Source organism: Limnochorda sp. L945t, assembly GCF_035593305.1.
GTDB classification, from domain to species: Bacteria; Bacillota; Limnochordia; order Limnochordales; family Geochordaceae; genus Carboxydichorda; species Carboxydichorda subterranea.
On the sequence record NZ_CP141615.1, the window covers coordinates 1,970,482 to 1,994,204 of the forward strand.

General features: G+C 68.8%; 22 protein-coding genes. 14 read left to right on the forward strand and 8 right to left on the reverse strand.

Features of this window, described 5'->3' with window-relative positions; all coding sequences use genetic code 11:
* The 7 genes from U7230_RS09170 (at position 1) to U7230_RS09200 (ending at position 6,971) form a co-directional block, all read left to right on the forward strand.
* Entirely contained in the window at positions 1–903 is a 903-nt protein-coding gene (locus tag U7230_RS09170) for an ABC transporter permease (protein ID WP_324715543.1), read from the forward strand.
* A 64-nt stretch (positions 904–967) separates the two neighbouring features.
* The gene (locus tag U7230_RS09175; RefSeq protein WP_324715544.1) at positions 968–2,014 is read left to right on the forward strand and encodes an ABC transporter ATP-binding protein; all 1,047 of its coding nucleotides are present in this window, start codon (positions 968–970) and stop codon (positions 2,012–2,014) included.
* Entirely contained in the window at positions 2,004–3,095 is a 1,092-nt protein-coding gene (locus U7230_RS09180; protein WP_324715545.1) for an ABC transporter ATP-binding protein, read from the forward strand. Before U7230_RS09175 ends, U7230_RS09180 begins: the two co-directional genes overlap by 11 nt.
* Positions 3,092–3,271 (forward strand): hypothetical protein, encoded by a 180-nt coding sequence (locus U7230_RS09185; protein ID WP_324715546.1) that lies wholly within the window; start codon positions 3,092–3,094, stop codon positions 3,269–3,271. Before U7230_RS09180 ends, U7230_RS09185 begins: the two co-directional genes overlap by 4 nt.
* Before the next feature lie 75 nt (positions 3,272–3,346).
* On the forward strand, positions 3,347–5,101 hold the full coding sequence (locus U7230_RS09190; RefSeq protein WP_324715547.1) for an ABC transporter substrate-binding protein: 1,755 nt from the start codon (positions 3,347–3,349) through the stop codon (positions 5,099–5,101).
* Positions 5,102–5,352: 251 nt separating this feature from the next.
* Positions 5,353–6,189: an ECF transporter S component gene (locus U7230_RS09195; RefSeq protein WP_324715548.1), complete on the forward strand. Its 837-nt coding sequence runs from the start codon at positions 5,353–5,355 to the stop codon at positions 6,187–6,189.
* A 5-nt stretch (positions 6,190–6,194) separates the two neighbouring features.
* The gene (locus U7230_RS09200; protein ID WP_324715549.1) at positions 6,195–6,971 is read left to right on the forward strand and encodes a type III pantothenate kinase; all 777 of its coding nucleotides are present in this window, start codon (positions 6,195–6,197) and stop codon (positions 6,969–6,971) included.
* A gap of 22 nt (positions 6,972–6,993) precedes the next feature.
* On the opposite strand, the gene trhA is transcribed toward U7230_RS09200, so the two are convergent.
* Positions 6,994–7,644 carry a PAQR family membrane homeostasis protein TrhA gene (gene trhA / locus U7230_RS09205; protein WP_324715550.1) on the reverse strand — a complete coding sequence of 217 codons (651 nt, stop codon included), beginning with the start codon at positions 7,642–7,644 and terminating at the stop codon, positions 6,994–6,996.
* 253 nt (positions 7,645–7,897) lie between these two features.
* On the opposite strand from trhA, the gene U7230_RS09210 reads away from it, so the two are divergent.
* The 3 genes from U7230_RS09210 (at position 7,898) to U7230_RS09220 (ending at position 10,670) form a co-directional block, all read left to right on the forward strand.
* Positions 7,898–9,643 (forward strand): MDR family MFS transporter, encoded by a 1,746-nt coding sequence (locus U7230_RS09210; RefSeq protein ID WP_324715551.1) that lies wholly within the window; start codon positions 7,898–7,900, stop codon positions 9,641–9,643.
* Complete coding sequence (locus U7230_RS09215) at positions 9,640–10,113, forward strand: MarR family winged helix-turn-helix transcriptional regulator (protein WP_324715552.1); 474 nt, start codon at positions 9,640–9,642, stop codon at positions 10,111–10,113. Before U7230_RS09210 ends, U7230_RS09215 begins: the two co-directional genes overlap by 4 nt.
* 95 nt (positions 10,114–10,208) lie before the next feature.
* Entirely contained in the window at positions 10,209–10,670 is a 462-nt protein-coding gene (locus U7230_RS09220) for a ferritin-like domain-containing protein (RefSeq protein WP_324715553.1), read from the forward strand.
* An 89-nt stretch (positions 10,671–10,759) separates the two neighbouring features.
* On the opposite strand, the gene U7230_RS09225 is transcribed toward U7230_RS09220, so the two are convergent.
* Complete coding sequence (locus tag U7230_RS09225) at positions 10,760–11,524, reverse strand: SIS domain-containing protein (protein ID WP_324715554.1); 765 nt, start codon at positions 11,522–11,524, stop codon at positions 10,760–10,762.
* Between the two features lie 160 nt (positions 11,525–11,684).
* On the opposite strand from U7230_RS09225, the gene wrbA reads away from it, so the two are divergent.
* Positions 11,685–12,326 carry an NAD(P)H:quinone oxidoreductase gene (wrbA, locus tag U7230_RS09230; protein ID WP_324715555.1) on the forward strand — a complete coding sequence of 214 codons (642 nt, stop codon included), beginning with the start codon at positions 11,685–11,687 and terminating at the stop codon, positions 12,324–12,326.
* Here the strand turns inward: wrbA and U7230_RS09235 are convergent.
* The 5 genes from U7230_RS09235 to U7230_RS09255 all read right to left on the reverse strand — a co-directional run bounded on the left by U7230_RS09235 (position 12,319) and on the right by U7230_RS09255 (position 18,994).
* Positions 12,319–14,427 carry a beta-galactosidase gene (locus U7230_RS09235; protein WP_324715556.1) on the reverse strand — a complete coding sequence of 703 codons (2,109 nt, stop codon included), beginning with the start codon at positions 14,425–14,427 and terminating at the stop codon, positions 12,319–12,321. The genes wrbA and U7230_RS09235 overlap by 8 nt on opposite strands.
* 24 nt (positions 14,428–14,451) lie before the next feature.
* Positions 14,452–15,282, reverse strand: a complete 831-nt coding sequence (locus U7230_RS09240) for a carbohydrate ABC transporter permease (RefSeq protein ID WP_324715557.1) — start codon at positions 15,280–15,282, stop codon at positions 14,452–14,454.
* 4 nt (positions 15,283–15,286) lie between these two features.
* On the reverse strand, positions 15,287–16,171 hold the full coding sequence (locus U7230_RS09245; protein ID WP_324715558.1) for a carbohydrate ABC transporter permease: 885 nt from the start codon (positions 16,169–16,171) through the stop codon (positions 15,287–15,289).
* Positions 16,172–16,312: 141 nt separating this feature from the next.
* On the reverse strand, positions 16,313–17,602 hold the full coding sequence (locus U7230_RS09250) for an ABC transporter substrate-binding protein (RefSeq protein WP_324715559.1): 1,290 nt from the start codon (positions 17,600–17,602) through the stop codon (positions 16,313–16,315).
* 252 nt (positions 17,603–17,854) lie between these two features.
* On the reverse strand, positions 17,855–18,994 hold the full coding sequence (locus tag U7230_RS09255; RefSeq protein WP_324715560.1) for a DmpA family aminopeptidase: 1,140 nt from the start codon (positions 18,992–18,994) through the stop codon (positions 17,855–17,857).
* A gap of 247 nt (positions 18,995–19,241) precedes the next feature.
* On the opposite strand from U7230_RS09255, the gene U7230_RS09260 reads away from it, so the two are divergent.
* The 3 genes from U7230_RS09260 (at position 19,242) to U7230_RS09270 (ending at position 22,588) form a co-directional block, all read left to right on the forward strand.
* A complete protein-coding gene (locus tag U7230_RS09260) occupies positions 19,242–20,969 on the forward strand; it encodes a methyl-accepting chemotaxis protein (RefSeq protein ID WP_324715561.1) in 1,728 nt (575 codons plus the stop codon).
* Between the two features lie 132 nt (positions 20,970–21,101).
* Positions 21,102–22,049 carry a ribokinase gene (gene rbsK / locus U7230_RS09265; RefSeq protein ID WP_324715562.1) on the forward strand — a complete coding sequence of 316 codons (948 nt, stop codon included), beginning with the start codon at positions 21,102–21,104 and terminating at the stop codon, positions 22,047–22,049.
* Between the two features lie 29 nt (positions 22,050–22,078).
* Positions 22,079–22,588 (forward strand): TIGR00725 family protein, encoded by a 510-nt coding sequence (locus U7230_RS09270; RefSeq protein ID WP_324715563.1) that lies wholly within the window; start codon positions 22,079–22,081, stop codon positions 22,586–22,588.
* A 4-nt stretch (positions 22,589–22,592) separates the two neighbouring features.
* Here the strand turns inward: U7230_RS09270 and U7230_RS09275 are convergent, their stop codons facing one another.
* Positions 22,593–23,624, reverse strand: a complete 1,032-nt coding sequence (locus tag U7230_RS09275) for an ATP-binding cassette domain-containing protein (protein WP_324715564.1) — start codon at positions 23,622–23,624, stop codon at positions 22,593–22,595.
* Between the last annotated feature and the right edge of the window lie 99 nt (positions 23,625–23,723).

A 23,723-nucleotide genomic window follows, 5' to 3' on the forward strand; every position in this document is an offset into this window, starting at 1 on the left:
GTGGCGCTCCAGAGTGCTGCGGAGCTCGAGCCCGCGGCCGGGCCCGGGCGGCGGGCCGCCGGTGGGACGCTCCGGTTGCTGCTCCGGTCGCCGTCGGGTATCGCCGGGCTGGTGGGCGTCACGTTCTTCGTGCTCCTGAGCTTCCTCGGCCCGCTGGCCGTGCCCTTCGACACCCGCGCCGACGTAGCGGCCATCTACCGGCCCCCGTCCCTCCAGCATCCCCTGGGGACCGACCACCAGGGCAGGGACATCTTGTCCCAGATCGTCCACGGCGGGCGCGACCTCCTCTACGTGGCCGCGCTGGCGGGGCTCCTGTCGACGTTCATCGCCGTGACGCTGGGGGCGCTCAGCGCTTACGTGGGCGGGTGGTTCGACGGGCTGGTCGTGGCCGTCACCGACATCGTGCTGACCATCCCGCAGTTCCCGCTGCTGGCCGTGTTGAGCGGCTTCGTGCGTTTGACCAGCCAGACCGCTCTGGCGGTCATCATCGGGGCGCTGTCGTGGCCGACCCTCCTGCGGGCGGTGCGTTCGCAGGTGCTGTCGCTCAAGGAGCGGGAGTTCGTCGAGGCCGCCCGGGCGCTCGACCTCGGGACGGGCCGGATCGTTTTCGGCGAGGTCTTGCCCAACATGATGGGCTACATCGTCATCAACCTCATCTTTGCCATGACCTCGGCCATGTACGCGCAGGTCGGCCTCATTTTCCTTGGTTTGGTACCGCTCTCAGGCCACAACTGGGCGGTCATGATCAATCTCGCGTGGGTGCGGGGAGCCCTCTTCTTCCGCGACAGCGTCTGGTACATCCTCTCCCCCATCGCCGCCATCGCCGGCTTCCAGCTCTCCCTCGTGTGGCTGTCGCGTGCGCTCGAAGAAATCTACAACCCACGCCTCAGCCGGGGCACGTAGCATGCGGTATTACGGAGCAAGCTCCGGCATCGGAGCCGGGCCGAGGGAGCAGGCGATGAGCGACATGGGACGCACCGACCAACGACCGGACCAGACGGCGCCGCCGCGCGATGGCGCCGTCATGCGCGTGGAGCGCCTGGACGTACAATACCGGACACCGGCGGGCCCGGTCCGGGCGGTGCAGGATGCCACCTTCGATCTCCTCCGGGGAGAGACGCTGGCCATCGTCGGCGAGAGCGGGTGTGGCAAGACCACCCTGGCGCTCGCGCTGGTGGGGCTGCTGCCGCGTTCGGCCGCCGTGACGGGCGGGCGCGTGCGTTACCGGGTGGACGGGACGTCCATCGAGTTGCCCGGCGCCGGAGAGGACGGGGTCCGGGCCCTTCGGTGGCGGGTGGCCGCCATGGTCTTCCAATCCGCGCTCAACGCCTTCAACCCCCTGCTTCGCATCCGGGATCACTTCCTGGAGACCGCAGCGGCCCACGGTATCCGTTCGCGCCGGGAGGTGCTCCGCCGCGCCGGCGAGCTCTTGGAGCTGGTGCAGCTCGAGCCTTCCCGGGTGCTCCAGGCCTACCCGCACGAGCTGAGCGGCGGGATGCGCCAGCGGGCTCTCCTCGCCCTGGCCCTGCTGCTCGACCCCCACATCCTCATTCTCGACGAGCCGGCCACCGCCCTCGACATCCTGACGCAGCGCAACATCATCGGCCTGCTGCGCTCGCTCAAGCAGCGCCTCGGCCTCACGCTCCTGCTCATCTCCCACGACCTGGCGCTCGCCGCCGAACTGGCCGATCGCATCATGACCATGTACGCCGGTCGGATCGTGGAGGTCGGGCCGGTCCACGCGGTCTTCGCCACCCCGCTGCACCCGTACACGCAGGCGCTGCTCCAATCCCTCCCGGTGCTGAGAGGCGAGTTGCGTGACCTCCGGGTGCTCGCCGGCGCGCCCCCGAGCCTCTCCCGGCTCCCGCCGGGGTGCGCGTTCGCCCCACGGTGTTCGATGGCCCGCCCCGAGTGCCGTACCGTCGTGCCGATGCTGCACGAACCGGCGCCCGGCCACATGAGCGCGTGTCACTTCACAGAGCAGTTGCTGGAGGCGGCGAGCCATGGCGCGTGAAAGCTTGCGTGAAGGACTGGAGCTGGAGGGCATCTCGAGGTCGTTCCGGGTGGGCTCGCGCGAAGTATGGGCCGTGCAGGACGTCTCGCTGGAGGTGGGGCGAGGGGAGACCTTTTGCCTCGTGGGCGAAAGCGGCTGCGGCAAGACCACCACCGGGCGCATCGCCGCCGGGCTGATCCGCCCCACCCGGGGCACCGTTCGCTTCCGGGGAGACGATGTGTGGCGGCTTTCCCGGGAGGACTTCGCCACCTTCCGGCGCAGCGTGCAGATCATCCACCAGAACCCCTACGCCTCCCTCAACCCCCTGCACTCCGTCGAACACATCCTGGCCATCCCCCTGCAACGCCACCACCCGGGCCTGAGCCGCCGCGAGGCCCGGCAGCGGGCGGCGGAGCTGCTCACCATGGTGGGCCTGACGCCGCCGGGCGAGTTCTTGCCGAAGCTTCCGCACCAGCTCAGCGGCGGGCAGCGCCAGCGGGTCAGCATCGCCCGTTCGATGACCGTGGAGCCCAGCGTGGTGGTGGCCGACGAGCCGGTCTCGATGGTGGACGTGAGCCTGCGGGCCGGGATCTTGAAGGTGCTCGAGAGGCTGCGGGATGAAGCGGGAGTGGGGTTCGTCTTCATCACCCACGACCTGGCGGTGGCGCGGTACTTCGGGCGCGGCGGCTCCATCGGGGTGATGTACCTGGGCCGGATGGTAGAACAGGGGCCGACGGAGGAGGTGGTGGCCAGGCCCATCCATCCCTACACCCGCATTCTGCTCGACGCGGTGGCGGAGCCCGACCCGGCGCGCACCCGCACGCGCCGGCGCATCGAGCCCCGGAGCATGGACGTGCCGAGCCTGCTGCGGATGCCGCCGGGGTGTCCCTTCCATCCGCGATGCCCCTGGTACGAACCGGGGCTGTGCGACGCCTCGGTGCCGCCGCTGCGGGCCATCTCCGGTCGCGGCTCGAGGTCGGCGAGCCGGGAAGGGCCGGCGGCCTCGGGGAGGGCCGTGGCGTGCCACAGGGTGGATGAGTCAGGCGAACTGCCCCCCATGGCGGCCGTGGCCCCGTCCGGCCAGCAGGTGAGCGTCCGGTGAACCCGCGGCTGGGCCGGGCGATCTTCCAGGTAGGGCTGTGGTTGTTGCTGCTTTCGGGGGTGGCCGTTGCCTGGAGCCCTCCGGGAAGCGCCGAGCGGATGGTGGCGGTCGCCTCCTTCGGGGTGGCCGCCGTGTGGGTGGGGATCGTGGTGGCCGTGGTCCGGAAGAGCCCGTGAGCACAAATCGTCGGTCGTAAACGGGATGAGGAGGGCAAAGGTCCGGCGATGAGCGGAAGGAGGCAACGATCGACCATGCGGCGCAGCATCGACGGGAGGATCGGGCGCATACTGGCGATGGTGCTGGTCGTAGGGCTGGCGGCGGGCCTCGGGAGCGCCGCGGGCATCGCGGCGGCACCGAGCGAGTTCCACGGAGCATGGCCGTACGTGGTGCCACCGGGAGGACACTTCAACACGTTCGTCGTCAACCATCTCGGGATGGGCCTGTACCAACAACTGATGGAAGAGCCGTTGGCGTTCTACTATTGGGCCTCGGGCACGTACGAGCCCATCCTGGCCACGGAGTGGCGCCTCATCCCGCCCGATCGGTTCGAGGTGCACCTGCGCCAGGGCGTGCGCTTCAGCGACGGGACGCCCTTCAACGCCGACGACGTGGTCGCGACCTTCGCGATCGGGCGGCTGTACAACTGGGTCATCTGGAAGTACGTCGACCGGATCGAGAAGGTCAACGACTCCACCGTCGTGTTCCACATGAAGGATCCTTCGAGCGTGGTGCCCCGCTACGCTCTGAGGGAGCCCATCCGCTCCGACTCGGTCTACGGCACCTGGGCCAGGCGGGTGCAGCAACTCCTCGACGAGGGCAAGGGCACCGATTCGCCGGAATGGAAGCAGCTGCGGGCCGATTTCGAGAAGTTCCGGCCGTCGAGCATCGTAGGCACGGGGCCTTATAACCTCGACGTCCGCAGCATCTCGGAGTCGCAGGCGACCCTGGTGAAGGTGCCGACGGCGTGGGCGGCGTCGAGGGTCAAGTTCGACCGCGTGGTGCTGTACAACGGGGAGACGCCCCAGGTCACACCGCTGGTGCTGTCGAAGCAGGTCGACTACGCCACGCACGGCTTTCCGCCCGCTACCGAGAGGAGCATGGTGCAGCAAGGTATCCGCGTGGTTCGGCCTCCGACGTACACGGGGCCCGCGATCTTCTTCAACAACAAGGTATATCCCTTGAACCGGCCCGAGGTCCGGCAGGCCATCGCCATGGTGATCAAACGGGACGAAAACGCCCGCGTGTCGCTCGGCGACTCGGCGAAGCCGTCCCGGTACATGGCAGGCTTCAGCGACAACCTCGTCCCTGCGTGGCTGACGGAAAGCCAGCGGGAGCGGCTCGACCCCTACGCGTACGACCCCGACAAAGCGGCCGAGCTGCTGAAGTCCATAGGATTCCGGAAGGGCTCTGACGGGGTCTGGGTGACCGATCAGGGCAAGCCGATGGCGCTCGAGCTCTCGGTACCGGCCGAGTACGCCGACTGGTCGGCGGCGGCCGAAAACGCCGCGGAGCAGCTGACGCGCTTCGGCATCAAGACGACCGTGCGGGCCATCACCTTCACGCAACAGCCGATCGAGATCCAGCAGGGCCGGTTCCAGATGGCCATCCAGGCATGGGGAGTCGGCAACCCCCATCCCCACTTCTCCTTCGTGCAGGATCTGTTCACCTACAACTACGTGCTCGCCCCCGGCCCCGGCATGAGCTTCGACCTCAAGCAGAAGACCAAGGCCCTGGGCGAGGTGGACCTGGAGCAGCTCGTGGTCGAGGCCGGCGCCGGCCTCGACGAAGCCAAGCAAAAGGATGCGGTGGCCAAGGCAGCCATCGCCTTCAACGAACTGCTCCCCATCATCCCGCTCTGGGAGCGCTATGGCAACAACGCCGTGCTGGAGAACGTGCGGGTGGCGGGATGGCCGCCCGACGGCGACCCCATTTACCGTAACAGCCTGTACACTGACCCGTTCCACATCATCCTGATCCACCTGGGGCGGGTGCACCCGACAGGATGAAGGGCGGCAGTCGGGGCCGAGGCTGCGGCGGGGCCGACCCGCCGTAGCCCGGCCCCCTGCGCCGGGAGCTCGGCGCAGGCGGTGCTCGCGATATACTGAAAGGGGTTCCGAGATCCGGCCCTGACCGGCGGAGCGGGCGAAAGCGGGAGCAGCGCTTCGCACCGCGTCGACCGGCGGCCAGGGCGGGCGGAGCCCGAAATCGACGAACGGCATCCGCCTCACGGGCGGAGCCGGAACGGAGGCGACCCGGTATGGCTGCTTCTCAGGTTCCCTCTCCTGATGCGTCCCCTGCCGCGACCCAGACCCAAAGCCGCGCCCGGATCCGCACCATGCTCGTCACCGCACTCATGAGCGCGCTGGTCGTGGCGCTGGGCCTCACGCCGGCGGGCTTCGTGCCCGTCCCCACGCCGGCAGGCGCCGCGACGACCATTCACATCCCGGTCATCCTGGCGGCGCTGGCCGAGGGGCCGGCGGCGGGCGCCGTCACGGGTCTGCTGTTCGGGGCGTTCAGCTTCTGGCGGGCCATCACCGCAGCTCCCAATCCCATTGCGCGCATGATGTTCAGCGACCCTCTGGTCGCCTTCGGCCCCCGCATCCTCATCGGCATCGTGGCATACCTGGCCCTGCGCGCCGCCGCGAGCCGCGGCGGCCGGTGGGCGGTCGCGTTCCTGGTGGCCGCCGTGCTCGCCGACGCGACCTATCGCCTGACCAGCCAGCGGCAAACGTCGGTCTCGGACCCGTACCCCGTCGTCACGCCGGTGGGCCTGGTGGCTGTGCTGGGCGTGGCGGCGCTGACGGTATGGCTGACGCTGCGGCTGCTGCGGAGCCGGGACGTGGGCCCGGCCCTCGCGGCGCTGCTCGGGAGCCTTACCAACACGGTGGGCGTCCTGGGGCTGGCCACGTGGCGGGGCTACCTGCCGTGGCAGGTGTCGCTCGGCATCGGCGCGGTGCAGGGGTTGCCGGAGGCGTTCGTGGCCATGATCCTCACCGTGGCCGTCTACCGGGCACTGCGGCGGGCGGGGTTGGTGCGCGCGCCGGCCGGCGAAGGCGCCCCTGAGAGCTACGGCACCGGCGCCCGGGGAGGGTAAACGGGATGCTGCTGGTCTTCGACGTCGGCAACACGTCGACGAAGATCGGGCTGTTGCAGGGGCGGGAGCTGTCCCGGCACTGGGACCTTTCCACCCAGGCGGACCGCACGGCAGACGAGTGGGGTATCGTGCTCGAGGTGCTCTTTGCCCGGGCCGGCCGGAAGTTCGCCGAGGTCGACGGCGCTGCCATCGCCTGCGTCGTGCCGCCGGCACTGGCGGCCATCGAGCGGTTCGTCCGCCGGGACCTCCGCTCGGAACCGCTCGTCGTGGGGCCGGGGGTGCACACCGGGATGCCCATCCGCTACGAAAACCCGCGAGAGGTCGGCGCCGACCGCATCGTGACCGCAGTAGCCGCCCACGAGGAGTATGGGGCGCCCGTCATCGCCATCGACTTCGGGACGGCGACGACCTTCGACGTGGTGGACGCGGCCGGGGCGTATGCCGGAGGGGTCATCGCACCGGGCGTGGGCATCGCGACCGAGGCGCTCTTCGAGCACGCCTCGAGGTTGCCGCGGGTGGAGATGCTCCGACCGCCCCGGGTCATCGGGCGCAACACGGTGCAGTCCATGCAATCCGGCATCCTGTACGGCTTCGCCGGGCAGGTCGACGGGATCGTGCGGCGCATCCGCCAGGAGCTCGGCGCCGAGGCAAGGGTCGTGGCGACGGGTACGTACGCCGAGCTGGTGAGCCAGGCGAGCGAGACCATCGACGCCGTGGATCCGTTCCTGGCGCTCAAGGGCCTCGCGACCGTGTACCGCCGTAACCGGGCAACGGGGAGTTGAGCGGCAGGCGGCGGCGCCGGTTTCAACGCGGCAACAAGAAAGCCCAGATACCCCAGAAATGGCTGAAGCTTCCTGCCATCACCAGCAGGTGGAAAAGCTCGTGGAAACCGAAGCGCCCCACCGCCAGCCGGGGCCACTTGAGCGCGTAGACGGCCGCGCCGGCCAGGTAGAACAGCCCGCCGATGCCGATCCACGTGAGCGTGCCGGCAGGGACCGCCCGGAGGAGCAGGGGCAGCATCGGGATCACCAGCAGCCCGAGCCCGACGTAGAAGAGCACGGTCAGCCACCGCGGCGTGCCGAACCAGAAGACCTTGAGCGTGATGCCGATGGCGGCCAGGGTCCACACCAGGGCGAACAGGCTCCATCCCCAGGCCCCGCGCAGGGGCGCCAGCAGGATGGGGCTGTACGTGCCGGCGATGAGCACGTAGATCATGGAGTGATCGATGCGCCGCAGGATGGCCGTCCCTCTGGCAGGCAGGGGGAGCAAATGGTAGAGGGCACTCGCCGTGTAAAGCAGGATCAGGCTCGCCCCGAACAGCGCGAACCCCACCACGGCCCACACACTGCCGCTGGATGCAGCCGTGCGAACCAGCAGGACCAGCGCGCCGATCGACAGGACCGCCCCGGCCGCGTGGGTCAGCCCGCTCACCGGTTCCCTCAAGTGCACCGTCATCGTCTTGCCGCCGCCCTTCTCTGACATCCTTCGGCAGCGGACCGGACATGCCGGGGCTGCGCGAGCCGATCCCAGTATACCGCACCCGGCGCCATGGACGTCGCGCAGGCCAGGGTCGTCCACTCGTCGTCGTCCACTCGTCTTGACGTGATCCGGCCACGGTGAGTAGACTCTGGCGGGACGATAGTTTAGTTTGTCAAAACAAATGGCTTTCACGCATAACAGTCGTTAGTTCACGGCGGAGGGTGCCCACATGGAAGATACGACCATCGGCGCGCGGACAGGCGGGAACATGGCGGCGGGTGGAGATGCGGCGGGAGAGGCCGGCCGGGTGACGGAGGCCGCCCGGGCGAGCAACCGCATCACGGGGGCCCGCCGGTGGTGGGCTTTGGCCGCCGTCATGGTGTCGATGTTTTTCTCCTCGCTCGACCAGACGGTCGTCTCGGCGGCAATGCCCGTCATCATCGGGGAGCTCCACGGCTTCGCCCTGTACGCCTGGGTCTTCACGGCGTACATGATGGCCTCCGCGGTGACGGTGCCCATCTACGGAAAGCTGTCGGACGTATACGGCCGCAAGCCTTTCTACGTCTTCGGCCTGGCGACGTTCATGGCGGGATCGATCCTGGCGGGGCAGGCCCGCAGCATGGAGTGGCTGGTGGCCGCCCGGGCCCTGCAGGGAATCGGCGGCGGCGCTCTCCTCAGCATGCCGTCGGCCACCATCGGCGACATCTTCAACCCACGGGAACGAGCCCGCTGGATGGGCCTCGTCATGCTGCTCTTCGGAGTCTCGAGCATCATCGGCCCCACGCTGGGCGGCTGGATCACGGACCACATGGGATGGCGGTGGGTCTTTTACATCAACCTGCCCGTGGGTACGGCAGCCCTCCTGGCCGTGGCGTACGCCCTGCCCACGGTGCGCCTGCCCGGACGTCCACGAGTGGACTGGGCCGGTAGCGCCCTGTTGGTCGTGGCCCTCGTGCCCATGCTCCTCGCCTTCACGTGGGCAGGGTCGACTTACTCGTGGACTTCGCCGCAGGTCGTGTCCGCGCTCGCCTCGTCGGCCGTGGCGTTCGCCTGGTTCCTGGTCGTGGAGCGGCGTGCGCCCGACCCGCTGCTCGCGCCGGAGCTGTTCGCCCAGCCCATCTTCGCCTCGACGGCTGTCGTGGGGTTGCTGGTCTCCATCGCGATGTTCGCAGGCGTGATGTTCATGCCCCTGTTCGTCCAGGGCGTGCTGGGCACGTCGGCCGAAGGGTCGGGCGTCGTCATGACCCCCATGATGCTGAGCTTCATCGCCGGCAGCGCCCTCAGCGGGCAGATCCTGTCGCGCACGGGCCGGTACAAGGTGCAGGCGATCCTGGGTGCCGGCGTCATGGTCGCCGGGATGGGCATGCTCCGCCACATGGGAGTCGACAGCTCCACTGGCGACGTGGTGCGCAACGCCGTCATCCTGGGCGTCGGGGTCGGTTCGCTCATGCCGCTCGTCAACGTCGCCGCCCAAAACGCCTTCCCGTACCGGATGCTGGGCGTGGTCAACGCCACGCAGCAGTTCGTCCGCTCCCTGGGCGGGGTCGTGGCGGCGCCGGTCTTCGGCACCATCCTGACCCGGGCCTTCCAGGCCAGCCTGGAGCAGCGGCTGCAGGAGCCGCTGGCAGGAGTGGTGCGCCGGCTCTCGCTCGACCCGCAGGCGCTCATCACCGCCGACGCCCAGGCCAGGCTGAGGGGCGCCTTCGAAGGGACGGGGGCGCAAGGCCAGGGGATGTACGAGACGTTCGTCCATGCGTTGCGGTACGCGCTGGCAGACGGGACGGGGCGGCTCTTCACCCTTGGGCTGTGGCTGGCGCTCGCGGCCCTGGTGGCGACGCTGTTGCTCCAGGAAATCCCCCTCAAGCGGGACGAGTTTTACGCCGAGGCGGAAGGCACTGTCTCGAAGGCCGAGGCACGAGACTTTGCGCAGCCGGCCGGGGCGTCGCCGGCTGCAGGCGAGGAGGGCGAGCCATGACCGGGGGTGGCGCAACCCCGGAGGTGTCGCTCGCATGCCGGTTCGACCGGGCGCTCACGGCTTTGTGCCGGAGGCTGGCCAAGGCGGCGGCCCGAAGCGGGACAGGCTTGACGCCCGTGCAACTGTTCGTGCTGCGTTGCCTGCGAGAGCCGGAGCCCGTGTCCGTCACGGCCCTGGCCACGTTCCTGGGCGTGGGCCCGAGCGCGGTCACCCTCCTGCTCAACCGGCTGGAGCAGATGGGCCTGATCGCCCGGCGGCGAGACCCGGCCGACCGGCGGGTGGTGCGCATCCGCCTCACCCGGCCGGGCAGGTTGGCCCTGGCCAGGGCGGAGCGCCGGCGGACGCGCCTGGCGCAGCGGTACCTGTCCCACCTGTCGCCCGAGCAGGGAGCCTCGGTGGTCGAGGCGCTGGAGCGCATGGCCGGGACGCAACTCTTTCGCCGCCGACCCGCGTCAGGGGAGCGGGCCTGACGGCGCCACAAATGAGCCTGGGGTCCCCTCCCGCTTGTCCGGGCGGTGCATAGAATGCGCCCGCAACCAGACAAGAGGAGGTGACAGAGACTCCCATGAGTGTGCCTACCGCACCGGTGGCGGCCGCCGGTGAGGTGCTCGCGCAGCAGGCGCCCCCGGCGGACGAGCAGTACCGCGCGGACATCGACGCGTCCATTCAGGACGAGATCAGCGACGTCAACTTCTACACCGGGATCGGCACCGAGGCACCCACCGAGGCCCTGCGGCTGTTGACGATGAGCATCGTTGCCGACGAGTACGGCCACGCTCGTACGCAGGCGGCGCTGCTCGGCACGACGCCGCCGACGGCCCCGGCCCCACCCGAGCCGGCGCCGTCGCTCGAGGGGTTCGTGCCCGACGTCCAGCGGGCCGTGCTGGGGGAGATGGCGGCGGTGCGCCGCTACGCGGACCTGGCGGCCAGGGCGCCGACCCCTGAGATCCGCTACCTCTTCACCTGGATCCTGGGGGACGAGTACAACCACTCGAGGCTCTGGACGGCCATGCTTCACCAGCTCTGACGCCGGGCCCGCCGTGTGGCACGGGGAAAGGGGCCAGACCTGCCAACAAGGTCGGGCCCCGCCCCCTCCGAGCACCGGCAGCCTTTACCCTACCGAGCCTCCCGTCCCGGCCCGTCACCCTGCGAGAAGGCTGACGAGCCGAGGCGCCGGTAGGTGGCGAGGTTGGCCTCGTGACCTCCGTCGAGGTTGCCGCTGACGAGGATGGCAGGGTCGCGGCCCCGCGCCACGAGCTCCTCCACGACCTGAAGGATCAGCAGGTTGATCAGGAGCACGCCGGCCACGGTGCTCAACGGCCCCATCTTCTTGCCCGTGCCGGGGACGTCCACGGCCGCATCCCCGGCCGGGGTGCCGGTATCGAGCACCACGTCGGCCACCTCGAACAGCCGCTTCGACGAACTGTGCCGGGAGGGTACCGAACGGCTGTAGGGGAGTGACGTGAGGGCGACCACCATGGCCCCGCGCTCCTTGGCCTCCAGCGCGGCGTCGATCGGGACGGCGTTGCGCCCCGAGGTGGATACGACCACCAGGACGTCTCGAGCGCCGAGGCCGTGCGAACGCACGACGATCCGGCCCAGGCCCTCCAGGCGCTCGAGCTCGCTCGTCATCGTGACCGGCTGCTGGTCGAGCATCAGCCCGGGCGCGAAGAGCGCCTTCACGGTGGCAAGGCCGCCCGCCCGGTAGTAGACCTCCTGGGCGATCATGGAAGAGTGCGAGGCGCCGAATACGAAAAGCGTGCCCGTATCGCCCATGTGTTCCACGATCTTCGGCGCCACCTGCAAGACCGCGGAGAGCTGAGTCTCCCGGATGTGGCGCATCAGCTTTTCCACTTCGAGCAGGTACTGCTGCGCGAGCATGGCGGAGACCTCCCTGGCGGGGCTGGCCGCCCCCTGCCGATTATACCTGGGGTCGTCGCCCGCCGCGGGCCGGCGAGCTTGTGCAGGACGGTCCCCACCTGCTGGCAGGGCGCGGCTATACTATCTGCGCCTCGCAGGAAGGGGAGCATCGAAGAGAACCATGGCACAGGCACCCAAGATTGCGGTCGTTTACTACAGCGCGACGGGCACCGTGTACCGGATGGCCCGAGAACTGGAGGCCGGCGCCCGGGAGGCAGGAGCCGAGGTGAGGTTGCGGCGGGTGGCCGAACTCGCCCCGCCCGAGGCGATTGCGCAAAACCCTGCCTGGAAGGCCCACGTCGAGGCCACTTCGGGCGTGACCCTGGCCAGTCTCGACGACCTCGAGTGGGCAGACGCCTACCTTTTCGGCACGCCGACTCGCTACGGCAACGTGGCGTCGCAGCTCAAGCAGTTCATGGACAGCACGGGACCGCTTTGGGCGCAGGGCAAGCTCGCCAACAAGGTAGCGGCCGGATTCACCAGCGCGTCCAATCCCCACGGAGGTCAGGAGTCGACGCTGCTCGCCCTCTACAACGTCTTGTACCACTGGGGATGCATCGTGGTGAGCCCCGGATACACCGACCCCCGGGTCTTCGCGGCCGGCGGCAACCCGTACGGCGCAAGCTGGACGGCCAACCGAGGTCAGCCGCCCTTGAGCGATGCCGCCAGAGCCGCCCTGCGCCACCTGGCCGAGCGGGTCACGCAGGTCACCCGCTGGGTGATGGCCGGGCGGCGGGCCGAAGCCCACGTCGACGTCAACTGACCCCCGGAGAGGGGTCGCCGGGCGCCTTCTCCAGCACCGTCACCCCGTAAGGGTCGAGGGTCACACCGGGCCCGGCGGGCGCGCGGGTGAAGGCGTCCACCCAGCGACCGCGCAGGTGGGCTGTCGCCGCCTGCGCTCCGTGGTTGAGCAGAAAGAGCGCCGACCGGCCCCCGGGGCCGTCCCACAGCACCGCTTCGACGTCCGAAGCGAGCACGGCTGCCTGAGAGTCAGGCGCGGAGAGAGGTGTCTCCACCCCGGCCCGTTCCAGCGCCCAATCGACGATGGCCTCCTGAAGTTGGGGGTCAAGGAGCGTTCCGACGTACACCACGGCGCCGCGACCCACCGGGTGGACCGTGACCGCAGGGCGACCTGCTAAGTGGTCGGCTGTGTACCAGCCGACGGCACGCGCCCCTTGTGGGGCGAGCACGTCGCACCAGACAGCCCCGGTTCCCTGCAGGACAGGGCCCGCCGGCGCTCCCTCCTCCAGATCGGGGCGAGGGAGCTGGAGCCGAACGGGAATCCGCTTCCCCACTGGGAAGGAGTCGTACTCCTCGACCGTCACGCCGCATACACCTGCCAGCGGGCCGGGCGGCGGCAGGGGATACACCGCGTTGGCCTGATCCTTGATACCCGTGCGCGGCCCCACGATGACGACTCCCCCGCTGCGGGCGAAGCCCTCGATTCGCGAGGCCCCCTCGGGCGTGAGCGACATGAGGCTGGGGACCACCACGATCCGGAAACCCTCTGCTGGCGCGCCGGACCCCGGCCCGAGGGGCAACCGGTCGCCCGCCCGCACGATCCCCACGCCCACACCCCTGCGCCACATGGCCCGGTACCACGACAAAAGGCGGGCCTCGAAAGTGAGGCCGGCGTTTTGCGGTTGGATCCGCCACGCCCACCGGTCGTCATACGACATCAGGATGGCTACGGGCGTCCGAGGAACGGCCTGTTCCAGCCAGCCCGGAAGAAGCCCAAGTTCCTCGGCCGTCCCGCGGATCTCTTCGTACCGGCGCCCGGGCCGGCCATGGTGGTCGAGAATCCCGTGCCAGAACTGCTCGGCGCCTTTGGTCGCCGTACGCCAGCGAAAGTAGAGGACGGCCTCCGCCCCGTGGGCCACCGCCTGCCAGGTCCACAGGCGCAGCTGCCCCGGGCGAGGAGCCGGGTCGATCAGCCCATCCCAGCCCGTCGGGCCCGCCTGCTGCTCCATGACCCAGAAGCGCCGGTGCCGCAGTGACCGCATAAGGTCGGCGCTCAAGGCGACGGCGGCCCCAGAGGCTTCCCCGGGAGCAGGGCGGAAACCCGGGTAGTTGTCCCACGAGACGAAGTCGAGGGGCCCGGCCAACGAGAAGTAGTCGAGGTCTTCGAACAGGCCCATGAAGTTGGTCGTGATGCGGTGGTGGGGCGCCCCCCGCCGCAAGATTGCGACCTGGCGCCGCAGAAACCGGGCGTACGCGTCGGAGACGAAGCGGGCGTGGTCGAGCCGCAAAGAGGGGTTGTGGACCGCTACTGTGCGGCCCGGCAAGGGGATCTGTTGCCAGGAGGTGTAAGCCTGGCTCCAAAACGCCGTCCCCCACGCCTCGTTGAGAGCGTCGAGAGAGCCGTAGCGCTCCCGCAGCCACTCCTGGAAGGCGGAGCGGCACGTGTCGCAGAAGCAGGCGGTGCGATGGCCTCCCAGCTCATTGTCGATCTGCCAGGCCATCACTCCGGGGTGCTGCCCGTAACGGTGCGCCATCGCCTCGACGATCCGTTCGACGTGCCGCAGATACTCAGGCGAGTTGGGACAGTAATGCCGGCGGCCGCCGAAGCCGACCCGCACCCCGTCCTCGTCCACCGGCAAGATCTCGGGATGCGCTTGGACCAGCCAAGCCGGAGGCGTTGCGGTTGGCGTGCCCAGCACCGCCTGGATCCCGTGACGGCCCAGCACCTCGAGCGCCTCGTCGAGCCAGTCGAACGTGAAGCGCCCCTCCTCCGGCTCCATCCTCGCCCAGGCAAACTCGGCGAGCCGGACGACCCGGAAGCCGGCCCGGGCCATGAGCTCGGCGTCCAGCGGCCAGCGCTCCTTTGGCCACTGTTCGGGATAGTAGTCGGCTCCGATCCACACAGCCGCGTCCCCCCTGTCCCTCGGTCAACTCTTGACCGCTCCGGACATGATGCCTTCGATGAACTGGCGCTGCATCAGCACGAACACCAACAACAACGGCAACGTGAGCACCACCGACCCAGCCATCACTAGGTCGTAAGGAGTGTAGATGCTTCCCTGCAGGCGCGCGATCGCGACGGCCGCCGTGAGTTTGCGTTCGCTTCTGAGCAGCACGAGTGGCCATAGGAAGTTGTTCCAGGAGCCCATGAAGAAGATGATGCCGAGGCTGGCGATGGCTGGCATCACGGTAGGGACGACGACCCGGGTAAAGATGCCGAACTCCCCTGCCCCGTCGATACGGGCGGCATCGAGCAGTTCGTCGGGCACGCCCCGGATGATCTGGCGCATGAAAAAGATGCCGAACGCGTTGGCCGTTCCGGGGATGATCAGGGGCCAATGGGTGTCGACCCATCCGATGCGCTGGTAGACGACGTACAGCGGTACCATCGTTACCTCGAACGGAATCACCATCGAGGCAAGTAAGACGAGGAAAAGAGGCTCCCGCCCCCGGAACCGGTACTTGGCGAAGCCAAACCCGCCAAGGGTGCAGAAGAAGATGGCGAGGGTCGTGAACAGGGTTGCGATGTACGCCGTGTTGAACAGATTGACGGCAAAGGGCATCTGCTCGAACAGTCCCCGGTAGTTGGCGAGCGAGGGTGTCCTCGGGACCAGAGAGGGAGGATAGGCGAATATCTCCGACTGAGGCTTGAACGAGCTCGCCAGCATCCACAGAAACGGCAAGACCATGGTGCACGCGAGCAGGGTCATGCCCACGTACGCCAAACCCTTCAGCGCCTTGCCCCTCCAGGCCCTCATCGCTTCAGCGTCTCCCCTCCTCGTCCGTCCCGAAGACCCGCCACTGTAGCCCCGTCAAGATAAACAGGACAGCGAAGTAGGCATACGCGATGGCCGACGCGTAGCCGAACTTGAGGAAATTGAACGCGTTCTGGTAGAGGTAGAGCACCGGCGTCAGAGTCGAGTTGGCGGGCCCTGCACCGCCGGTGCCCTGGAAAAGGATGTAGGGCTCCGTGAACAGCGAGAAGGTGCCGATGGTCGACAGGATGACCGCGAACAGGATCACCGGCCGCATGAGCGGCACCGTGATCGCGAAGAACGCCCGTGAGGCGCCGGCCCCATCGATGCGGGCTGCCTCGTATAGCTCCGGGGAGATGTTTTGCAGGCCCCCGAGCATGATGATCATGTTGTAGCCGAGCCATCGCCAGGTTACGAGGCCGCTGAGAGAAAGCCTGGCCAGATTGGGTTGCAGCAGCCACTCGATCTTGCCGAGACCCAGGTTGACGGCAACCAGGTTGAGCAGACCGTAGTCGCGGTCCAGCAGCAGGGCGAACGTGTAGCCCACCGCCACGACGGCCGTCACGTACGGGAGAAAGATCGACAGACGCCACCCCGCGCGAAACTTGAGGTACCCGGTGTTGAGAATGGCGGCCAGCACCAGGGCCATGAATGTCATGGCCGGCACGTACATCAAGAAGATGATCGCGCTGTTGGCGAACGACTGGAGAAAGAGGGGATCTTGGGAAAGCCTGGCAAAGTTGGCGAGGCCGACCCGGACCAAGGGCCCCACGCCGTTCCACGAGTGGAAGCTCAGCACGAAACTGCATACCACCGGATACAACATGAAAACGGCAAACATGACGTAAAACGGCGAGATGAAGAGGTACGGAGCCCATTGCCTGTACTTCATGGCAGCCCGCTCCTGCCTTGCTGTCCCCAAGCCTCGTGCTCGCTGAGCCGGGGAAGGCGGTGCCCGGCGCCAGGCCTGGCCGGGTCTGACGGCCGAACACCGCCGCTGTCTACCACCCTCTGCGATTGACCGGATCGCCCGTTACTGCCGTCCGGTCCGCTTGCGGATCTGCGTGGCCGCGTCCTTGATAGCTTGCTCGGGCGTCTTCTTGCCGAGCGCCACGTTGACGATCTCGGCCGCCAGGATGCTGTTGGCTTCGGGGTAATCCTTGGTGTAGTACCAGGTCGGGATCTGCTTGGCCAGTTCGACGAAGACCAGCCGGTACGGCTGCCCGGCGAAGTACGGGTCGGGCTCCCGGGCGATAGGGGCCGAATAGGCCGACTCCAGCGACGGGAAGGAGTCCATCGACTCCCAGGCCTTGACCTGGGCATCCCGGTTAGCCGTCACGAAGGAGACGAACGCCCAGGCCGCCTCCTTGTGCTTGGACTGGGCCGGGATCAGGAGGTTGGAGCCGCCGTCGTTGGAGGTGCGCACTCCTCCTTGGGTCCAGGCCGGAAGCGGTGCCACGCCCCACTTGCCCTCTGCCTTAGGGGCCACCCAGGTCTTGAGGAAGCCGCCCATCCACACCGCCCCGAAGTGCGTGGCCACCGAGCCGTCGGCGAACCCCGCGTACCAGGCGGGCGTCCACGGCTGCGCGTCCTGCGCCATGTTGTCCTTCCAGAAGCGGGCAAGGAACTCGAGCACCCGGGTGTTTTCGGGCCGCCTGTCCAGTATCACCCGGCCGGCAGCATCGAAGTAGCCTGCGCCGGCCTGCCACGCGAGCTTCTCCCAATCGCGTGCGTCGTTGTTGGCTTTGGCGTGGGCAAACATGTACGCCTTGGTCGCCGAGTGGATCTTGCCGGCCAGCTCGTAGTACCGATCCCACGTCGAGAAGGTATCGGCCACGGCCTGCGGATCGGTGGGCAGGCCGCTCTCCTGAAGTACGTCACGACGATAGTAGAGCGCCACGGGGCCGCTGTCCCAAGGCATCCCGTAGATCCGCCCGTCGAGGGAGACGTCCTGCCACTTGTACGCATTGAACTGGTCTTTGAGCGCCTGCACTTTGTCCGTGATGTCCCAGATACCCCCGACGGCAATGAGCTGCCCCACCCATGCCGATTCCGCGGCGAACACGTCCGGCGCGCCGGCGCCCGACGAAAGCGCAAGCAACATGTTTTGGCGCACCTGCTGGGGTTGCATGACCTTCCACTCGACCTTGATATCCGGATGGAGCTTGTAGAAGTCCGGCAGGAGCCCGTCCACCACCTTTTTCTGGTAGTCCCATCCCCACACCGTGATGGTGGTGGGCGCAGCCGCCGCCGGCACGGCCACCGCTGTCAAAGCCAGTAGTACCGCCATCCCCAAGACCGAAAGAGCTGGACGCATCCGCATTCGACCGTCCCCCTTCCCCTGGGCCCCAAGTGACGCACCTCGATCCGATACCGTTTCCCACATCGTGTGAACGTTATCAAAAGCTGTGACAACCCACTCCTGCACTCGAACACGGCACATCGACACCCTTGCCCAGCTCAGGCGATGAACTCGTGCGCGCTGAGGCCGGTACCTGTACACCGTGCCATGAAAGACCGTGAACGTTATCGGCCCGCGGCATCACAGTTCGCCGTCTACTACTTACCTCCTGCTCTACCGAGACACGAGGTTACCCAGCAGCTCCCGGAGCTTCTCCAGGTCGAGCGCCTCGGCCCGGTGGCCGTCCCGCCCGACTACGGTGGTCGCCCGGAACAGCGCGTTGAGTACGGCCTCTTCCGTCGCCTCGGCAGCTGCCAGGAAAAGCGCCGACGTCGCCTCGTTACGCACCTCGCCGGTGCCCGGCAGGACGAGGGACTCCTGCCCGCTCGGAAGGCGCGCCGCATGGGGGATGCGAACGGCGGTGGAGAAGGCGAGGACGAAGTCGCCGCTCGTGTGCGTGCCGAAAAAGCCCGTCCGGGCCAATCCTATGACCCCCCGCCGTGCCAGGCGATGCAGGTTGCGAGGCGACAAGGGTGCGTCGGTGGCCAGCACCACGATCACCGAGCCTCCCTCGTGCGGCTGGCCGTCCGCCTCGCGCGCGGGCAGGTCGAGCGGCATGTGGCCCAGAAGCGGCCCTACCGGCAGACCCTGGATGGTCAGCACCCCGGCGAAGTTGGTCACCACGAGGCTTCCCACCGTCCACCCGCCGTGGCTTGCCGGGAGCACCCGGGAGGACGTGCCGACCCCGCCCTTCCACCCGAACGCCATCGCCCCCGTGCCGGCTCCCACGCAACCCTCCTCCACGGGCCCCGTGGAGGCCGACCGGATCGCCTCCCGAACGTGTTGCTCCCGCACGTGTCGCCCCCGGGCATCGCTCAGGAACCCGTCGTAGATCTCCGCCACCACCGGGCTGAACGTGCCGAGCACCCGGCCCACGCCGGGGTTTTGCTCCAGGCAATGGCTGACCAGGGCATCGGCCACCCGCGCCACGTTGAGGGTGCTGGTGACGGCGATCGGGCTCTCGATCGTCCCCGTCTCGTCGATCTGCGCAAGCCCCGTCGCCTTGCCGTACCCGTTGAAGGTAAACTGGGCGGCCGGCACCTTCTCGAGGTACAGGTTGCCGCGGTGGGGCAGGATCACCGTCACGCCGGTCCGGACCGGCCCCACCCCCTCGACCAGCGGCCCCTCCCCCATCCAGAGGGTCGTGTGCCCCACCGCCACGCCCTCGACGTCGGTGATGGCGTTGCGAGGGCCGGGCGGCAGCACCCCGAGCCTCAGCCCCCACTCCCGCGCCCTCGGCCTGCCGTTGCCCATGCGAGCGCCCTCCCCTGTCCTGCCTGATGGCACCGCCAGAGCAGGGAAGTTGGGCACGTGCCGGCTGCCTCCTGCTCCCTGCGGCTGCCACCCGTCGAGCCCCTCCTTCGGTCGCCTCAGGTCCCGTCAACCCCCGGCCGACACAAAGACGGAGGCCGGATCCGGCGCCAAGGCCGGTTCTCCGGTGCGAGCAGCAACCAATCGCGCTACGGATCGCTGCATCCCGGCAGAAAGGTAGATGGCATCCATGCGCTGGCTCCGAGACCGGCGGGTCGTCGCGAAACTCTCCATCGTCGCGTTGGTCTCCTTCCTCCTCACGGTGGCCGTAGGCGTGACGGGACTCGTCGGCATGCGGCGGCTCACGGGAAACATGGCAGACCTCCAGAGCGTGAGCATGGCGAGCCTGGAAGATGCCTACGCCATGGCCGAGGCGCTCGCCAGCATCGACGGTTCGCTGCTTGCCTACAGCCTGGCCTCCAGCGCCGTGGCCAGGGCCGAGGCGGCCGCCGCCGTCGACCGGCTCATGCAGCAGTTCGAAAAGGCGATGGAGCACTACCGCAGCGGGCGGCTTGGCGAAGATGAGCAGGTCAGCCTGGACCGGATCGCCGGCGACTGGTCCCAGCTCAAGGAGGCGGTCAAAGCCTACATGGATGCCGGCACGCTGGACGCCGGCGGCGCCGCCGCTCTCCGCTCGTACGCAGAACAGCTGGGTCACATCGAGGTGCGCATTCGCCAGCACCTCGATCAGGTGCTCACGGCCAACCACGGCGCCGTGGCGGCGGCGGTCGGCGCCGCTCGCACCCGGGCCGGGCGCTTCCAGCAGTTGCTGCTGATCGCCGCGGCAGCCGCCCTCGTGGTGGCGGCGCTCACCCTGTGGGTCGCCCACACCACCATCGCCCGGCCTCTCACCGTCCTGGTGCACTCGGTGGCCAGCCTGGCGGAGGGCGACCTGACCCAGCAACCGTCGTACCGCGCCGGAGACGAGGTGGGGCGGGCCATCGAGAGCGTACGAAAGGCGACGGAGAGCCTTCGGGGCCTGGTCGCGTCGGTGGCGGCGGGCGCCCGGCAGCTGGCGGGATCCAGCCAGGAGCTCTCCGCCACAGCCCGCCAGGTCGGGCAAAGCGTGCAGCAGGTAGCGGACACGGTCAACCAGATGGCCCGCTCGGTGGGAGACCTCGCCCACCAGGCAGAACTGGCGGGCAAAGACGCCCAGCAGATGGGCTCGGCCGCGCAGGCCGCCGTGCAGGCGGCCCAGGTGCTATCGCAGCTCTCCGCCCAACTGGGCGCTCTGCGCGACCAGGGCAGGACGACCGCCGCCCACACCGACCAACGCATGCGGGCGCTGGCCAGCAGCGTCGAGCGCGGGGCCGAAGCCATCAGCCAGCTGGGCCGCGACTCCGCACAGATCGGGCAGATCGTGGACGTCATCACCGGCATCGCCGAACAGACCAACCTCCTGGCGCTCAACGCCGCCATCGAGGCGGCCCGGGCCGGAGAGCAGGGCCGTGGCTTCGCCGTGGTCGCCGAGGAAGTCCGCAAACTGGCCGAGCAGTCCCGGCAGGCCGCCGGGCGGATCGCCCAGCTCATCGGCCAGGTGCAGGAGCGTACCCGGGTCGCGGTGGAGGCCATGGATCAGGCCCGGGCTACGACCGAGGAGGGCGTGGCAGGGGCGCTGGAGCTCGGCAAGGCGTTCGACGCGATGGCGCAGCGGCTCGAGGAGCTCGACCGGCAAGCGGCGACGGTGCAACAGGTGGCGAAGGAGGTCGTCGACCGGGTCGACTCGACCCTGCACGCCGTCTCGTCGATGGCGGCGGCCACCCAGGAGGCCGCCGCGGGGGCGCAAGAGGTCTCGTCGACGACCGAGGAGCAGTCCGCCGCCGTGCAACAGATGAGCGGCTCCGTGGAGGCCCTGGCCCGGATGGCCGGCCAGCTGCTGGAGGCAGTCAAACGCTTCAAGGTCGAGAAGGCCGCGTGAGCCGGCTCGGAGTGCGCCAGCGCGGCTGCCCAACGTTGGGCCGGACCCGGCGGGCCCAAGCCGCGCATGGGCGACAGGAGGCCCGTCTCCGGTGTCAAAGTGGTAGCGCCGAGGAGGAGAGAGTGGAGGCCTATGCCCCAGCCACCCCGGATCCTGGTCGTCGGCACCTCCAACACGGATCTCGTCACCCGTATCCCCCGGATGCCCCGGATGGGAGAGACCTTGATCGGGCATCGGTTCCACATGGGCTGCGGGGGCAAGGGGGCCAACCAGGCCGTGATGGCGGCCCGGCTCGGAGCGCAGGTGACCATGGTGACCAAGCTCGGCCGCGACACGTTCGGGCAGATGACCATCGACAACTACCGCAAGCACGGCGTGGACACCCGGTACGTCTTCTGGGACGATGAGGCCTCTTCTGGAGTCGCGACCATCTTCGTGGACGACGAGGGCCACAACCTCATCGCGATCGTACCGGGGGCAAGCTACCGCCTCACCCCGGCCGAAGTCCGCCAGGCCGAGCCGGCGATCGCCGGCTCGGACGTCGTGGTAGGGGGCTTCGAGGTGCCGGTGGAGGTCACCGCCGAGGCGCTGCGGCTCGCCCGCAAGCACGGCCGCACGACCATCCTCAACCCGGCGCCGGCCCTGCCCATGCCGGACGAGCTCTTCGAGCTGAGCGACGTCCTGTCCCCCAACGAGGGAGAAGCCGAGACGCTCAGCGGCGTGGCAATCCACGACCCCGAGAGCGCGCGGGATGCGGCTTGCCGCTTGCTCGAACGGGGGGCACGGGCGGTGGTCATCACCATGGGCGAGCGAGGAGCGCTGCTGTGCGAGGCGGGCGGAGCCGCGCAGTTTTTCCCGGCCTTCCAGGTGAAGGCGGTGGACACCACGGGCGCCGGCGACGCCTTCATCGGGGCCCTGGCGGCCCGTATCGGGATGGGAGAGCCCCTGGCCCGGGCCGTGGTGTTCGCCAACGCGGCGGCGGCGCTCTCCGTCACCAGGATGGGGACTCAGGTATCGTTCCCGGCATTGCAGGAGGTCGAGGATTTGCTGCCCCAGGCGCCGCAGGCCCGCCGCCTGTGAGAACGGCCTTGCCCGCGGGGTTGGTGTCCATGTCGAAAAGGCCGTTCATCGGCGTCGTCGGTGAGCAGGAGTGTGCCCCGGAGATGGCGGCGCTGGCGGAGCGCGTGGGCGAGGCCCTTGCCCGGCGCGGCGCCGTGCTGGTGTGCGGGGGCATGGGCGGCGTGATGGAGGCGGCGGCGCGCGGGGCCAAACGGGCCGGGGGGCTCACGGTGGGCATCCTGCCCGGAGCTCACCGGTCGTCGGCCAACCCCTTCATCGACGTGCCCATCGTGACCAATTTGGGAGAGGCACGCAACAGCATCGTGGTGCGTTCGGCGCAGGCCATCGTCGCCGTGGGCGGCAGCTACGGGACCCTGAGCGAGATCGCGTTCGCCCTCAAGCTCGGGATCCCGGTGGTGGGCCTTGCGACCTGGCGGTTGGACAAAGACGGGCACGGCCGAGAAGGCTTCCAAGACCCCATCGTGCGAGTCAGCGACCCGGAGACAGCCGTGGAGACGGCGCTTCGCCTGGCCACCCAATACCCGGAAACCATCCCGTGAAGGATCACCCGGCCCGCCGATCGGTAAGGGCAGGCCGCCCTTCCAGGCTACCGGGGGGAACCAACCTGATGGCGTCGGGCCGCACGCGCAGCCGCTCCCGCGCGATCTGGCTCACGGCCCGCTCGAACTCGGGTAGACTTCCAGGCGCTGACGCCACCGCCACGGCCGGCCGGGCTTCGATCTCCAGCGTGAGCGAGTCCCGGAAATCCACCCGCTCCACCGTGGCGACGACCCGGGCAGCGCCGGCGACGTACGCGGTTATCACCTTCGGATCGGCCCGCATCAGCTCCGGAGGGCCCTCGGCAATCACGGATCCGTGGTCGAGCACGACGAGCTCCTCGCAGAGGGCCATGACCACGTCCATGTGGTGTTCGATCAGCACGACGGTACAGCCAAGCTCGTCGTGGGCGTCGAGGATGAAGCGGGCCATGTACTCCTTCTCCTCCTGGTTCATGCCGGCCATGGGCTCGTCGAGGATCAAGAGCCTCGGCTTGGCCGCCAGCGCACGGGCGAGCTCGACCCGCTTTTGCAGGCCGATGGGCAATAGCTCTACCGGCTCCTGGCGAACTCCCTCGAGCTGCAAGTAGTCGATGATCTCCTCCACCTCTCGGCGATGCCGTACCTCCGTTCCCTGCCCCCACCACCAATACAGCGCCGTGCTCAACACCCCGGGACGGAGCCGTACGTGGCGACCCAACAGGACGTTGTCGAGCACGCTCATACCCCGGAAGAGTGCGAGGTTCTGGAAGGTGCGCGCGATACCCAGGGAAGCGATGCGGTGTGGCCGGAGGCCCGTGACGTCCTGCCCGTCGAAGAGTATGCGGCCACCCTGCGGCGGGTAGAACCCCGTAATGACGTTGACGAGCGTGGTCTTTCCGCTACCGTTGGGCCCGACCACGCCCAGTATGCTCCCCGCACGCACCCGTATGGTGACCCCGTCAAGGGCTTTGATGCCGCCGAAGGATCGTTGAATCTCAACGCAGTCGAGAACGTACGGCGCCTGCACCCCGTGTGAGCCCCTCGCTCGGCGTCCCATGCCGCCCGGCCTCGCCCGCCGCCTCCGGAGCAGACGGCGTCAGGCGAATGTGAATGCGACGACAATCCCGTCGATCCCGTACGCAACCTTGAAACCGTT

Bases quoted from the DNA above. Each gene is read 5' to 3' on its own strand.
- U7230_RS09175 (WP_324715544.1), top strand. From the start codon at position 968: ATGGGACGCACCGACCAACGACCGGACCAGACGGCGCCGCCGCGCGAT.
- U7230_RS09180 (WP_324715545.1), top strand. From the start codon at position 2,004: ATGGCGCGTGAAAGCTTGCGTGAAGGACTGGAGCTGGAGGGCATCTCG.
- U7230_RS09190 (WP_324715547.1), top strand. From the start codon at position 3,347: ATGCGGCGCAGCATCGACGGGAGGATCGGGCGCATACTGGCGATGGTG.
- U7230_RS09195 (WP_324715548.1), top strand. From the start codon at position 5,353: ATGGCTGCTTCTCAGGTTCCCTCTCCTGATGCGTCCCCTGCCGCGACC.
- U7230_RS09200 (WP_324715549.1), top strand. From the start codon at position 6,195: ATGCTGCTGGTCTTCGACGTCGGCAACACGTCGACGAAGATCGGGCTG.
- trhA (WP_324715550.1), bottom strand. From the start codon at position 7,644: ATGACGGTGCACTTGAGGGAACCGGTGAGCGGGCTGACCCACGCGGCC.
- U7230_RS09210 (WP_324715551.1), top strand. From the start codon at position 7,898: ATGGAAGATACGACCATCGGCGCGCGGACAGGCGGGAACATGGCGGCG.
- U7230_RS09215 (WP_324715552.1), top strand. From the start codon at position 9,640: ATGACCGGGGGTGGCGCAACCCCGGAGGTGTCGCTCGCATGCCGGTTC.
- U7230_RS09220 (WP_324715553.1), top strand. From the start codon at position 10,209: ATGAGTGTGCCTACCGCACCGGTGGCGGCCGCCGGTGAGGTGCTCGCG.
- U7230_RS09225 (WP_324715554.1), bottom strand. From the start codon at position 11,524: ATGCTCGCGCAGCAGTACCTGCTCGAAGTGGAAAAGCTGATGCGCCAC.
- wrbA (WP_324715555.1), top strand. From the start codon at position 11,685: ATGGCACAGGCACCCAAGATTGCGGTCGTTTACTACAGCGCGACGGGC.
- U7230_RS09240 (WP_324715557.1), bottom strand. From the start codon at position 15,282: ATGAGGGCCTGGAGGGGCAAGGCGCTGAAGGGTTTGGCGTACGTGGGC.
- U7230_RS09245 (WP_324715558.1), bottom strand. From the start codon at position 16,171: ATGAAGTACAGGCAATGGGCTCCGTACCTCTTCATCTCGCCGTTTTAC.
- U7230_RS09250 (WP_324715559.1), bottom strand. From the start codon at position 17,602: ATGCGGATGCGTCCAGCTCTTTCGGTCTTGGGGATGGCGGTACTACTG.
- U7230_RS09255 (WP_324715560.1), bottom strand. From the start codon at position 18,994: ATGGGCAACGGCAGGCCGAGGGCGCGGGAGTGGGGGCTGAGGCTCGGG.
- U7230_RS09260 (WP_324715561.1), top strand. From the start codon at position 19,242: ATGCGCTGGCTCCGAGACCGGCGGGTCGTCGCGAAACTCTCCATCGTC.
- rbsK (WP_324715562.1), top strand. From the start codon at position 21,102: ATGCCCCAGCCACCCCGGATCCTGGTCGTCGGCACCTCCAACACGGAT.
- U7230_RS09270 (WP_324715563.1), top strand. From the start codon at position 22,079: ATGTCGAAAAGGCCGTTCATCGGCGTCGTCGGTGAGCAGGAGTGTGCC.
- U7230_RS09275 (WP_324715564.1), bottom strand. From the start codon at position 23,624: ATGGGACGCCGAGCGAGGGGCTCACACGGGGTGCAGGCGCCGTACGTT.